General features: G+C 67.8%; 14 protein-coding genes. 6 read left to right on the plus strand and 8 right to left on the minus strand.

What is annotated here, in order from left to right:
• Positions 1-198 precede the first annotated feature (198 nt).
• The 4 genes from AC0CH8_RS01950 to AC0CH8_RS01965 all read right to left on the minus strand — a co-directional run bounded on the left by AC0CH8_RS01950 (position 199) and on the right by AC0CH8_RS01965 (position 4008).
• Complete coding sequence (locus AC0CH8_RS01950; RefSeq protein WP_465238460.1) at positions 199-774, minus strand: PEPxxWA-CTERM sorting domain-containing protein; 576 nt, start codon at positions 772-774, stop codon at positions 199-201.
• Between the two features lie 103 nt (positions 775-877).
• Positions 878-1087: a hypothetical protein gene (locus tag AC0CH8_RS01955; protein ID WP_465238461.1), complete on the minus strand. Its 210-nt coding sequence runs from the start codon at positions 1085-1087 to the stop codon at positions 878-880.
• An 83-nt stretch (positions 1088-1170) separates the two neighbouring features.
• Positions 1171-2748, minus strand: a complete 1578-nt coding sequence (gene serA, locus AC0CH8_RS01960; protein WP_204199272.1) for a phosphoglycerate dehydrogenase — start codon at positions 2746-2748, stop codon at positions 1171-1173.
• A 105-nt stretch (positions 2749-2853) separates the two neighbouring features.
• On the minus strand, positions 2854-4008 hold the full coding sequence (locus AC0CH8_RS01965; protein WP_465238462.1) for a phosphoserine transaminase: 1155 nt from the start codon (positions 4006-4008) through the stop codon (positions 2854-2856).
• 133 nt (positions 4009-4141) lie between these two features.
• Here AC0CH8_RS01965 and AC0CH8_RS01970 point away from each other — a divergent pair, with 133 nt between their 5' ends.
• Entirely contained in the window at positions 4142-4780 is a 639-nt protein-coding gene (locus AC0CH8_RS01970) for an extensin-like domain-containing protein (protein ID WP_465238463.1), read from the plus strand.
• Positions 4781-4789: 9 nt separating this feature from the next.
• Positions 4790-5677 carry an LOG family protein gene (locus AC0CH8_RS01975; RefSeq protein WP_204199269.1) on the plus strand — a complete coding sequence of 296 codons (888 nt, stop codon included), beginning with the start codon at positions 4790-4792 and terminating at the stop codon, positions 5675-5677.
• Between the two features lie 169 nt (positions 5678-5846).
• Here AC0CH8_RS01975 and AC0CH8_RS01980 read toward each other — a convergent pair whose 3' ends face one another.
• Positions 5847-6554 (minus strand): c-type cytochrome, encoded by a 708-nt coding sequence (locus AC0CH8_RS01980; protein WP_204199268.1) that lies wholly within the window; start codon positions 6552-6554, stop codon positions 5847-5849.
• A gap of 99 nt (positions 6555-6653) precedes the next feature.
• On the opposite strand from AC0CH8_RS01980, the gene AC0CH8_RS01985 reads away from it, so the two are divergent.
• On the plus strand, positions 6654-7544 hold the full coding sequence (locus AC0CH8_RS01985) for a prephenate dehydratase (RefSeq protein WP_465238464.1): 891 nt from the start codon (positions 6654-6656) through the stop codon (positions 7542-7544).
• An 84-nt stretch (positions 7545-7628) separates the two neighbouring features.
• Positions 7629-7925 carry a hypothetical protein gene (locus AC0CH8_RS01990; protein WP_465238465.1) on the plus strand — a complete coding sequence of 99 codons (297 nt, stop codon included), beginning with the start codon at positions 7629-7631 and terminating at the stop codon, positions 7923-7925.
• Between the two features lie 145 nt (positions 7926-8070).
• Here AC0CH8_RS01990 and nudC read toward each other — a convergent pair whose 3' ends face one another.
• The 3 genes from nudC to AC0CH8_RS02005 are packed head-to-tail and all read right to left on the minus strand — an operon-like array spanning position 8071 to position 11353.
• Positions 8071-8934, minus strand: a complete 864-nt coding sequence (gene nudC / locus AC0CH8_RS01995; RefSeq protein WP_465238723.1) for an NAD(+) diphosphatase — start codon at positions 8932-8934, stop codon at positions 8071-8073.
• Positions 8935-8954: 20 nt separating this feature from the next.
• A complete protein-coding gene (locus AC0CH8_RS02000) occupies positions 8955-10265 on the minus strand; it encodes a serine hydrolase domain-containing protein (protein WP_465238466.1) in 1311 nt (436 codons plus the stop codon).
• Complete coding sequence (locus tag AC0CH8_RS02005; RefSeq protein WP_465238467.1) at positions 10262-11353, minus strand: A/G-specific adenine glycosylase; 1092 nt, start codon at positions 11351-11353, stop codon at positions 10262-10264. Before AC0CH8_RS02005 ends, AC0CH8_RS02000 begins: the two co-directional genes overlap by 4 nt.
• A gap of 14 nt (positions 11354-11367) precedes the next feature.
• Here AC0CH8_RS02005 and AC0CH8_RS02010 point away from each other — a divergent pair, with 14 nt between their 5' ends.
• Positions 11368-11895 (plus strand): DUF721 domain-containing protein, encoded by a 528-nt coding sequence (locus tag AC0CH8_RS02010; protein WP_465238468.1) that lies wholly within the window; start codon positions 11368-11370, stop codon positions 11893-11895.
• On the plus strand, positions 11895-12557 hold the full coding sequence (locus AC0CH8_RS02015) for a thioredoxin domain-containing protein (protein ID WP_465238469.1): 663 nt from the start codon (positions 11895-11897) through the stop codon (positions 12555-12557). The genes AC0CH8_RS02010 and AC0CH8_RS02015 overlap by 1 nt, the downstream gene beginning before the upstream one ends.
• The last annotated feature ends 4 nt before the right edge of the window (positions 12558-12561 follow it).

Here is a 12561-nt window from a genome sequence, read left to right on the forward strand (position 1 = left end):
CCGCGACTCTGGGACGCGACCGACTGCATCAGCGATCACTAGGCGGCAACCACAGCAAAGCCAATCGCTTCGCTGACCCGCTCCCGTTCCTACCTCCGCCAGTCTTCGAAAGCGGTTAACCGATCGATCGCCCACACACGAAAGGGGCGCCGGTCCTGCGACCGACGCCCCTCCGTATTCGCTATTCGCCGGGATGGATCAGGCGAACGAAACGGTCGCCTTGCGACGACGCAGCGCGCCGCCGATCATGCCGAAGCCGCCGATCATCAGCGCCCACGATGCCGGCTCCGGCACCGCACCGGCCAGGTTCGCCGTGGCGAACGCGGTCGCACGGGCGTCCAGCGTTCCGGTGCCGACCTGGGTCGCGCCGTTGAACAGCGTGTAGATGTAGTTGTCACGGAACCCGCAGCAGCTGTCCGTACGACCGAAGATCGAGATCGTCGTGACGTCGAACGCGCCGCCCAGATCGACCGTCAGGATGTCGCCGGCGTTGTAGTCGTCGCCGTGATAGATGAAGGGATAGTCGCCGCGCGTGTCGCCGTCGACTGCGAACGACGGAACCGCCGGGCCGTTCACATAGACGCTGGTCGCCGTGGCGGTCTTGCCCTGCGCGACGTTCAGGCCGTTGGCGAACAGCTGAAGCTCTGCGACCTGCAGCACTTCGACCGTCGACTTGATCTGCACCGACGTCACCGTCACGGCCGAGGCCGGGCTGGCCACTGCGACCACTGCCGTCATCGCCGCTGCTGCGGCCAGTACGCTCTTGAACTTCACACCGTGTCTCCTCGTTCGTTGACGAGGCGTTAACAGAGCGTTCAGGTTCGATATACCGATTTAAACGTGGTTAAACAAAGTGTCATCCCGAAACGGGACCGCTTCAGATCAGTCCGCTGCGGGCTAAAACGAACAGAGCGACCGGCCACAGCACCGAGTTGACGATGTCCGCGATCGTGTCGGGCAGCCGCCACGATCCCGTCCGCACCCGGTCGAAACACTCGTTCACCAGCTCGGCCAGCACCGCGACGACCAGCGGCCAGACGGCGCCGACATCGCCCGCGATCGCGACGCCCACGACCCATATCAGCATGCCGACATGGACGTGGAGCGTCGCGTGGTCGAGCCCGGTGGTATTCGCCAGCCAGACCTTCGCGCGGTTGTGGAGCGGCTCGCTCAGAAGGCGAGGCCCATCGCGGTCTTGACGCCCGGCAGCGCCTTCAGCTTGGCCAGCAGGTCAGCCGATACCGGCTCGTCCACCGATAGCAGCAGCACCGCCTCGCCGCCCGCCTGACGCCGACCGAGATGGAAGGTGCCGATGTTGACCCCCTCCTCGCCCAGCGCGGTGCCGAGGCGGCCGATGAAGCCCGGCGCGTCCTCGTTCACGACGTACAGCATCGGCCCGGCGAGATCGGCCTCGATCTTGATGCCGAACAGCTCGACGAGGCGCGGGGCCTGATCCCCGAACAGCGTGCCCGCCACCGATCGCTCGCCATCGGCGGTCTTCACCGACACGCGCACCAGCGTGTGGTAATCACCCTCGCGCTCGGTCCGCACTTCGCGCACCTCGATGCCGCGGTCGCGTGCCAGCAGCGGCGCATTGACCATGTTCACCGTATCGGTCTGCGTCCGCAGGAAGCCCGCCAGCGTAGCGCTGACCAGCGGCTTCTGGTTCAGCTCCGCCGCCGCACCCTCGCTGTGCACCGACAGGCGCGGGATCGCACCGGTCGTCAGCTGCCCGACGAGGCTGCCCAGCTTTTCGGCCAGCTGCATATACGGCTTCAGCTTGGGCGCTTCCTCCGCCGACAGCGACGGCATGTTGAGCGCGTTGGTAACGCCGCCCGAGACGAGGAAGTCGGCCATCTGCTCAGCGACCTGAATCGCGACGTTGACCTGCGCCTCCGTTGTCGACGCGCCCAGATGCGGCGTCGAGATGAAGTTGGGCGTGTTGAACAGCGGCGACGCCTTGGCCGGCTCCTCCACGAACACGTCCAGCGCCGCGCCGCCGACCTGGCCCGAATCGAGCGCCGCCTTCAACGCGACCTCGTCGACCAGTCCGCCGCGCGCGCAGTTGATGATCCGCACGCCCTTCTTGGTCTTGGCGATCGCCTCCGCCGACAGGATGTTGCGGGTGCTGTCGGTCAGCGGCGTGTGCAGCGTGATGAAGTCGGCGCGCGCCAGCAACTCGTCCAGCGTCACCTTCTCCACGCCCATCTCCACCGCCCGCTCGGGCGTCAGGAACGGATCGAACGCGACGACCTTCATCTTCAGGCCGCGAGCACGGTCGGCGACGATCGAGCCGATGTTGCCCGCCCCGATCAGGCCCAGCGTCTTCGACGTCAGCTCGACGCCCATGAAGCGGTTCTTCTCCCACTTGCCGGCCTGCGTCGACGCATCCGCCTCCGGCAACTGCCGGGCGAGGGCGAACATCAGTGCGATGGCGTGTTCGGCGGTGGTGATCGAATTGCCGAACGGCGTGTTCATGACCACGACGCCCTTGGCCGACGCCGCCGGGATATCGACGTTGTCAACACCGATGCCGGCGCGACCGACGACCTTCAGGTTCGTCGCATGATCGAGGATCGCCTTGGTGACCTTGGTCGAGGAGCGGATGGCGAGGCCGTCATACTCGCCGATGATCGCCATCAGCTCTTCGGGGGTCTTGCCGGTGATTTCGTCGACCTCGACGCCGCGCTCGCGAAAGATCTGCGCGGCTTTGGGGTCCATCTTGTCGGAAATGAGGACTTTAGGCATGGTTTGAAGCACCTTCGTCATCCCGGCGAACGCCCGGATCTCGTGCGGCCAGCGCACGGAATATGGAGGGAAACCCCGGCTTTCGCCGGGGTGACGTGTCTGGGATCAGCCCGCCTTGACGGTCGCGTAGGCCCAGTCGAGCCACGGCCCGAGCGCGACGATGTCGGCGGTATCCACCGTCGCCCCGCACCAGATGCGCAGGCCCGGCGGCGCGTCGCGATAGCCGGCAATGTCGAATGCCGCGCCTTCCTTCTCCAGCAGCGACGCCATCCCCTTAATGAACGCCTCGTCCGCACCGTCGACGGTCAGGCAGACGCTGGTCTTGGACCGGCTGGCCGGATCGGCGGCGAGATGGCCCAACCAGTCGCGCTCGGCCACAATGGCGTCGAGCGCAGCGGCGTTGGCATCCGACCGCGCGATCAGCCCGTCCGCACCGAGGTTCTTGGCCCATTCCAGCGCAAAGATCGCGTCCTCGACGGCGAGCATCGAGGGCGTGTTGATCGTTTCGCCCTTGAACACGCCCTCGGCCAGCTTGCCCTTCGACACGAGACGGAACACCTTGGGCAGCGGCCATGCCGGCGTGTAGCTCTCCAGCCGCTCGACCGCACGCGGGCCGAGGATCAAAACGCCGTGCGCGCCCTCGCCGCCCAGCACCTTCTGCCAGCTGAACGTCGCGACATCGATCTTCGCCCAGTCGATGTCATAGGCGAATACGCCCGACGTAGCGTCGGCGAAGCTCAACCCTTCACGGTCGTCCGGGATGAAGTCGGCGTTGGGAACGCGGACGCCGCTCGTGGTGCCGTTCCAGGTGAACAGTACGTCCGTCGACCAGTCGATCTGCGTCAGGTCGGGCAGCTGCCCGTAATCGGCACGGATGACGGCCGGGTCGATCTTCAGCTGCTTGACGGCATCCGTCACCCAGCCCTCACCGAAGCTCTCCCACGCCAGCGTCGTGACCGGCCGCGCGCCGAGCATCGTCCACATCGCCATCTCGAATGCGCCGGTGTCGGAACCGGGGACGACGCCGATGCGGTGCGTGTCGGGCAGCTTCAGCGCGGCGCGCATCAGGTCGATGCAATATTGCAGCCGCTGCTTGCCGATCTTCGACCGGTGCGAACGACCCAGCGATGCGGTGGCCAGCTTGGCAGCGTCCCAGCCCGGAGGCTTGGCGCAAGGGCCGGAGCTGAAGAAGGGGCGAGCCGGCTTGGTAGCGGGCTTCTGCGCACCCCGAACGTCGGGGGCGGTCACGGTATCCGTCAATGTATCTCTCCTCACAGAGAGCACGCGCCGCGTTGGGACGGCGTGGCCCGCCGACGGCCCTAGCGGTGATCCGCGGGGAGTCAACCTCGATCAAGGGGCTGACATCGTCCGTTCGACCCGCGATGATAGTCGGATGAAGGTCGTCACCGTTCTGTTCGCACTGTTCCTGCTCTCCGCGTGCGGACGGACCCAACGGCCGGGCGGCCCGCGCGAACCGACACGACCCTCGACACGCGAAACCGCGCAATGTCTCGCAGACCTGCGGCGCGAGGGCGTCGACTTCCGGGTGTTGCCCGACAGGGATTACGGCAAGGGTTGCGGCGTGTTCGGGGCGGTGCAGTTGACCGACATCGGCGTGCCCGTGACCGGCATCACCGCCATGCGCTGTGGCACCGCGCGCGCCTTTGCCGGCTGGATCAGGAATGCAGTCGCGCCGGGTGCGTACCAGATGCTGGGGTCGGAACTGGCGCGCGTCGAGGGCATGGGCACCTATGCCTGCCGCAACGTCGTCGGCTCCACGCGCGGTGGCGACCGGCGATCGGGGCACGCGCTCGCCAATGCGGTCGATGTCGGCGGCTTCGTGCTGAAGGACGGACGGCGGATCAGCGTGCTGCGCGACTGGAACTCCGCGGACGAGGTCACGCGCAACTATCTTCGCCAGATGCGCGCATCCGCCTGCCGCCGGTTCGGTACCGTTTTATCCCCCGATTATAACGCAGCGCATGCAAACCACCTGCATCTGGAGGATGACGGCGCGCGCTTCTGCCGCTAATCGGAGGCGATGACCGACACCCGCGTACCGTCCCGCGTCTTCCCCCGTGCCAAGCAGGATGCGGAGAGCGCCGAAGCCGTCGTCCACACGCCGCAGACGCAGAGCCCCGCCTATAAACTCGCGTTCCAGGACATGGATTTCCTCCTTCGCGAGGATCTGCGCCCGGTGCGCTTCCAGCTCGAACTGCTGAAGGCGCAACTACTGTTCGAGGAGGCGAAGATCGCCTCCACCTTCGTCTTCTACGGATCGGCGCGCATACCGGAGCCGGCCAAGGCGCAGGCGATGCTGGACATGGCGACCGACGACAAGAGCCGGAAGATCGCCGAGCGGCTGGTCGATAAGAGCCGCTATTACGACATGGCGCGTGAACTGGCGCAGATCACCAGCCGGCTGCCGCGCGACGAAGCGGGGCGGCGGCACTTCGTCGTATGCTCCGGCGGGGGTCCGTCGATCATGGAAGCCGCCAATCGCGGCGCGCACGACGTCGGGGCCGAGTCGGTTGGGCTGAACATCGTCCTGCCGCACGAACAGGCGCCGAACCCCTATGTAACCCCCGCCCTGTCGCTCCAGTTCCACTATTTCGCGCTGCGCAAGATGCACTTCCTGCTGCATGCCCGCGCGCTGGCGGCATTTCCGGGCGGGTTCGGAACGTTCGACGAGCTGTTCGAGCTGCTGACGCTGATCCAGACGGGCAAGATCGCGCCGATCCCGGTACTGCTGGTCGGTCGCGAATTCTGGGAAAAGGTCGTGAACTTCGAGGCGCTGGTCGAGGAGGGCGTCGTGTCCGAGCGCGACCTGTCGATCTTCACCTATGTCGAAACCGCCGAAGAGGCATGGGACGTGGTCCGCAACTTCTACGAGGAGCGCGCGCGTCAGGAAGATGCGGCGGAAGGTTAGGCTAAGGTTAGTCCAACGCGACGTTTCGACACCGTCCGATCCCGGCCCTTCTTCGCGGGATCACAGGCGTATAGCCGTTTGCCCGCGTGTAGGACAGCGCCACCCTGAACATGACGAAGGCGCGCCCACCGACAGGTGGACGCGCCTTCGTCATGTTCGCAGCGTCGGGTTATTCCGTGCGAGCACCCTTGCGAGCCGCTTCCGGATCGATCGACGGTGCGCCGCTGGCGGGGGTGCCGGTGTTGCCGATATCGGCGGTGTTGCCGCGCGCGCCGACTTCCTCGGCGTTCTCGCCCTTGGGCGCAACGTCGCCTTCAGCGGGTGCAGCACCGGGCGCAGCCGCACCAGCCGCGGGCGCGGCGGGCAACGGCAGGTTCGAACCCTGCTGGTTCAGATACAGGATCACGTTCGCGCGGTCCTGCGCGTTGCCGAGACCGGCGAACGTCATCTTCGTGCCGTTCGCGAACTTGCGCGGGCTGGTCAGCCACGCGTTCATCTTGTCAAAGTCCCAATTGCCGCCGACCGACTTCAACGCGTCCGAGAAGGCGAAGCCGCCCTTACCCTGCGCAATCGCCTCGCCCATCGTGGCGTAGAGGTTCGGGCCGACGCCGTTCGCGCCGCCCTGGTTGATGGTGTGGCAGGCCGCGCACTTCTTGAACACTTCCGCGCCCTTGGCCGCGTCGGCGGTCGGTAGCAGCGACGCGATCGGCACCGCTGCGGCCTCGCCGCCGCCGGCTTCCTCGACGCCCTCGATCGCGTAACCCATCTTTTCCGGGCGATGCCCCTCGAACAGCATGTTGCCGACGATCGCAGAGCCGAGCGCGACGATGCCCGCGCCCAGCGCCCAGCCCGCGATCGTGTTGGTCTTCAGGTCCATCTTTTGCCCCAGAATATTTGGGTCGTCCTTAGGAAAGCCTAGCGTCGACCGCAAGCGGCGCTTGATCGCGACCGCCCTGACGGCCTAACGCCAGCGCCCATGCAGAGTTTCGCCGCCCCCGCCGAAGCGCTGGTCGCGGCGATGACCGCCGCCGCCGCCGCCGAGCCCGATCGTGCCGTCGCCTTTCAGGGCGCTCCCGGTGCCAACAGCCATGTCGCCGCCGCGCAGGCATTCCCGGAGGGGTTGCCCCTGCCCTGCTTCGACTTCGCCGATGCGATCGACGCGGTGAAGGAGGGGCGCGCCGATTGTGCCGTCATCCCGATCGAGAACTCGCTGCACGGTCGTGTCGCCGACATGCACTTCCTGCTGCCCGAATCGGGGCTGGTCATCACCGGCGAGCATTTCCTGCCGATCCGTCACGCGCTGATGGCGCTGGGGCCGATCGACGAAATCCGCCAGGCGATGAGCCATCCGCAGGCGCTGGGCCAGTGCCGCCACTGGCTGAAGGCGCGGCGCATCGAGCCGATCGCCTATCCGGACACCGCCGGTGCGGCGGCACGGGTGGCGGAGCTGGGCGATGCGACGGTCGCCGCGCTCGCCCCACCGGCCGCCGCCGCGCTGTACGGGCTGGAGTTGCTGGCGACCGACATCGCCGATGCGGACCACAACATGACGCGCTTCGTGACGCTGGCGCGCGGCGGTCGGCCTGCGACGGGCGAGGGGCCGTGGATGACGACGCTGATCTTCGAGGTGAGGAACGTCCCCGCCGCTTTGTACAAGGCGATGGGCGGCTTTGCGACCAATGGCGTCAACATGACCAAGCTGGAAAGCTATCAGCGCGGCGGCAGCTTCGCGGCGACCGAATTCATGGCCGATGTCGATGGGCGTCCGGGCGATCCCAACTTCGATCATGCCATCGAGGAACTGGGCTTCCACAGCAAATGGCTGCGCGTGCTGGGCACCTACCGTCAGGCGCGCGCACGCGGCTGACGACCCGTCCGGCGGATCGCTTGACGGGCACGCAACTTCGGTGTTCTTCCAGCATTATCAATGTGGTCCGAACCAGAGACGAGCATGCCGAACCCGAACTCCTCCGAAGATTCCTCGTTCCAGCACGACGCCAATCCAAAGCCGGACGCGCAGGGGCAGGCAGCGCTGCTGCTGATCGAAAGCCTGATCCACAGCCTGATCGACAACGGCGCGCTGACCAAGGCGCAGGCGATCGAGGCGATCGAGAGCGCGAGCGAGGTGAAGGAGGAAAGCGCGAGCGAGAACAAGGAGTCGAAGACGGTCCTGCGCCGCTCGCTCGCCTTGCTGGAGCAGATGCAGATCAGCATCGAGAGCAAGGAAGGCCGGTACGACACGGCGTGACGGGTCGGACGCACCCGCTTGTTTGTCCGTGAGGGAGACTGCGAGACCTGGCGATCCGAAGCCGCGAGCGCGGGACTGGCCGAAGCCGCGAGCGCGGGACGGGATCGCTTAGCTACGCTCGCAATGACGGAGGCGGCGCGTGGACTCAGGGCTTGGCGGATGTCGCGTTGGCCCACACCGACAGCAACGTATGCGCGATGGCGTAGGCCGGCGGCGCCAGGAAGGGGCCCTTCTCCCCGGCGAGCACTGCGCGGACTTCGTCACGGGACACCCAGATCGCGTCCTCCAGCTCGTTCGTGTCGAGCGTGATGCGGTCGTCGAGCGCGCGAGCGGTGCAGGCGATCATCAGCGAAGACGGGAATGGCCAGGGCTGGCTGGCGACGTAGCGGACGTCGGTGACGGCGATGCCCGCTTCCTCGCCGATCTCCCGCGCGACGGCTTCCTCCACCGATTCGCCGGGTTCCAGGAAGCCGGCCAGCGCGGAATAGCGGCCGGGAGGGAAGGCAGGCTGGCGTCCCAGCAGGGCTCGACCGTCATGCTCGGCGATCATGATGACGACGGGGTCGACGCGCGGGAAATGCTCCGTTCCGCACGTCGGACAGGCGCGCCCCCAGCCGGTGCGGAAGGGCGCCGTTGCCGATCCGCAATTGGCGCAGAAGCCGTGGCGCGCATGCCAGTCGAGCAGCGATCGTGCACCGGCATAGGTCGCCGCTTCGCCGGGCGCGAGGTCGTGCAGCGCGGCGATCAGGTCGAACGACCGCCCCTTCGCACGCTCGCCGGTGATCGTCGCGAAGTGCGGTACGCCGTCGCGGTCCAGGCCGAGCAGCGCCAGTTCGGAGCCGTCCTGCGGCAGGGCCGTCCACGCAAGCCGATCGCCGTCATAAGCCGGCGTGTAACCGTCCAGCACCAGCAGTCGCGCGCGCGGATCGGCCTTCGCCGCCGCCAGCCCAATCGCATCGTGGCGCAGCGCATCGCCCCGATCGAGCGTGCCACCGGTAAACCCGATCATCTTCGTCACCATCCGATCGCTCACCGCGGCGGATTGCCGCCGTGGAGCCGCTGCATGTCCTGCAACAGGGCGCCACCGACATCGCTCGCCAGCGGATAGGCGGTGCCGGGGAAGTAATTGACCATCACCGTCGCGCGGAAATTGCGCACCGGATCGACCCAGGCCAGCGTGCCCGCCGCGCCGCCCCAGGCATAGGTGCCCTTCGACGAGCCGCCGGGCTTGTCGGTCAGCCGCACCGATCCGCCCGCCCCGTACCCCTGATCGCCCTCGAAGAAGACGCCCGGTGGCAAGAGGTTGGATGTCGCGAGCGCCACCGTCTCCGGCTTCATCACCTGCACGCCGTCGACCGTGCCGCGCGCGGCGATCATGTGCAGGAAGCGATCATAGTCGTGCGCCGACGAGACGAGGCCCGCGCCACCGTACGGGAAGCTGGGCGGCGACAGGTAGATCGAGGTCGCGCCGGGATCGAGCGGTACGCGCTGTTCCCCGACGATCGTGTAGTTGGTGGCGAGCCGCGCCCGGTTGCGGGTCGGCACGAAGAAGCCGGTATCCGGCATCCTGAGCGGCGTGAAAAACCGCGTCTGGAGGAACTGGTCGTACGGCATGCCGCCCGCCACCTCGATGACGCGCGCCAGCACGTCGAGCGCGACCGAATAGCTCCACGTCGTACCCGGCTCCGCGATCAGCGGCACGGTCGCGACGCGGTTTGCGAACTCCGCCAGCGTTTTCGGCCGGACGAGCTTCATCTTCGCTTCCGCCGCGCCGTTGACCTCCAGCGGCAGCAGGCCGAGCCGCTCATACTCGGCGAGCAGCGGCCCCTTCGCGACGATCGAGTAGCTGAGACCGGCGGTGTGCGTCAGCAGGTGGCGGATCGTGATCGGCGCCTTCGCGGGCACCGAGTCGAGGCTGGCCTGCGGATTGGTCAGTACGCGCATCTTCGCGAAGGCCGGGATGTATTTCGACACCGGATCGTCGAGCTTGAGCTTGCCCTCCTCGATCAGGAGCATCGCGGCCATGCCGGTAATCGGCTTGGTCATCGAATAGACGCGCCACAGCGAATCGGGACCCGTGGCGGGGGCGGTCGCCTCGTCGGCGATGCGTCCCGCCTGCACGTAGACGGGCGGACGATCGCCGACGCCGAACGCAGCGACGATGCCGGGCATCTTGTCGTCGCGGACATACCCGTCGAACAGCGCCTGCGTCGCCGTCAGCAGCGTCCGGCCGGAGGGTTGCGCAGGCGTTATCGGTGCCGGCGTCGGCTGCGGGGCTGCGACCTGCGCCAGCGAGGGGGACGACAGGGCGATCAGCGGCAGCAACAGCCAGGACTTCATACGTCTCTCCCGATGACCGCCTCCGCGGCCGTTGATTCGATGACCGCCTCCGCGGTCGTTGTTTCGATGACCGCCTCCGCGGCCTTGGCGAACAGGGTCGGCAAGCCGGCCGCCGACAGGTCGGCGATTGGCCACCACTCGCCGTCTTCCTGCGCTTCCCCGACGCCGACCGCCAGCGTCAATTCCAGATCGAAGTGCGTGAAACCGTGGCGAATCGTGACCGGCAGGATGCGCCAGTCGGCGGCGGCGGGCGCGTCCGTGAGCGCGGGTGGCTCCGTCGCCCACGGCCCGGTCGGCAGCGCGCGCATGCCGCCCAGCAATCCGTTAGGCGGACGCCGGACGAGGCGCACCGCGTCACCGCGTCGTAGCCAGAAGATCGTGCCATATTTCTGGGGCCGGGCGCGCTTGGCGGCTTTGCGGGGCAAGCGCTCCGGCTGTCCTTCCGCGAAGGCGGCGCAGTCTTCGCGTAACGGGCAGAGCAGGCATTTCGGCGCACGCACGGTGCACAGGCCGGATCCGAGGTCCATCATCGCCTGCGCGAAGTCGCCGGCGCGAGCGTCCGGCGTGATCGTATCGGCGGCGACGCGGATCGCGGGGCGGGCGGCGGGCAGTGGCGTGTCGATCGCGAACAGCCGGGCGACGACACGTTCGACATTGGCGTCCACCACCACCGCCCGCTCCCCGAACGCGATCGCCGCGACTGCGGCAGCGGTGTAGGCCCCCAGCCCGGGCAGCGTGCGCAGTTGCGCCTCGGTGCGGGGAAAGGCTCCGTCGTGATCCGCGACGACGGCCTTCGCCGCCTTCACCAGATTGCGCGCCCGGGCATAATAGCCAAGCCCCGCCCAGGCGGCCATGACATCGGCGTCGTCGGCAGCGGCGAGGCTGCCGAAGTCGGGCCAGCGCGCCACCCATGCTGCGAATCGGGGGCGGACCGCGGCGACCGTGGTCTGTTGCAGCATCACCTCCGACAGCCAGACGCGGTACGGGTCGGGCACCTCTCCCGGCAACGCCCGCCACGGCAGGACGCGGCGGTGCGCGTCGTACCACGTCAGGAGGTTCTTCGAGATCGAACTGCGCTTTGCGTCCACCCGATCGCTATGGCATGGCGGCGGACATGAGCAAGCGCGTCCGCGCCCCCAAACCAGAACCCGTGCGATCGAATCGGTCGCGTGCCGTGTCCGAGCTGTTGCCGGACATCGGCGGTGCCGCGTTCCGCAAGTTCGGCTTCGTCCAGTCGTCGATCGTCAGCCGCTGGCCGGAGATCGTCGGCGAACGGCTCGCCTCCGCGTCCGCGCCCGAGTCGATCCGCTTTCCGGTCGGCAAGAAGCAGGACGGAACGCTGACGCTGACCGTGAAGGGCGCGCATGCGGTGATGCTGCAACATGTGGTGCCGGAGATCATCGAGCGGGTGAACCGCTTCTTCGGCCACGCCGCCGTCGCGCGCGTGCAGATCCGGCAGGGCGAGGTCATCGCCCCTGCCCCCCGCCGCGCCGCGCCGCCGTCGCTGAAGCCCGTGCCCGCGGAAATGGGCGAGGGGATCAAGGCGATCGCCGATCCCGAACTGCGCGCCGTGCTCGAATCCCTCGCCGCGGGCGTCGCCGCCACCCGCGGCCTGCCCAAGGTGTCGTGATGCGCTGGTTCGCCGTCCTGCCGCTCGTGTTGCTTGCCGCCGCCCTCCCGGCCCGTGACTGGTCGACCAACGTCACTGCCGGTGCGGACGGCGCGTGGACGATCGGCAACCCGACGGCGCGCGTGAAGCTGACCGAATATGTCAGCTATACGTGCCCGCATTGCGGCCACTTCACCGCCGAATCGACGCCGGTGCTGAAGAACCAGATGGTCCGGTCCGGCTCCACCAGCCTGACGATCCGGCATCTGGTGCGCGACGCGCTCGACCTGGCGGCGGTGACGATCGCGCGGTGCGGCGGGCCGGCGGGCTTCCCGGCGCGGCATGCGGCGATCTTCGCTGCTCAGGAGACGTGGATGGCCACCGGCGAGACGTTCCTGCGCGGCAGTGGCGAGGCGCTGGACAAGCTGGCGAAGCCGCTCGCGTTCCGGCGCATCGCCGATGGCGCGGGGCTGACCGCGATCGGTAAGGCGAACGGCCTGACCGAGCGGCAGGTCGCGGCCTGTTTCGCGACACAGGGTGCGCTGGACTCGGTCGCCAAGCTCAATGCGTCGGTTCCCGCCGAGGTGCAGGGCACCCCCACCTTCTATGTCGACGGCACGCTGGTCCCCAATGTGGACTGGGCGAAGCTGGAACCCGTTCTGCGCGCCAAGGGCGCGAAATAGGAGT

Source organism: Sphingomonas sp. AC435 (genome assembly GCF_979253005.1).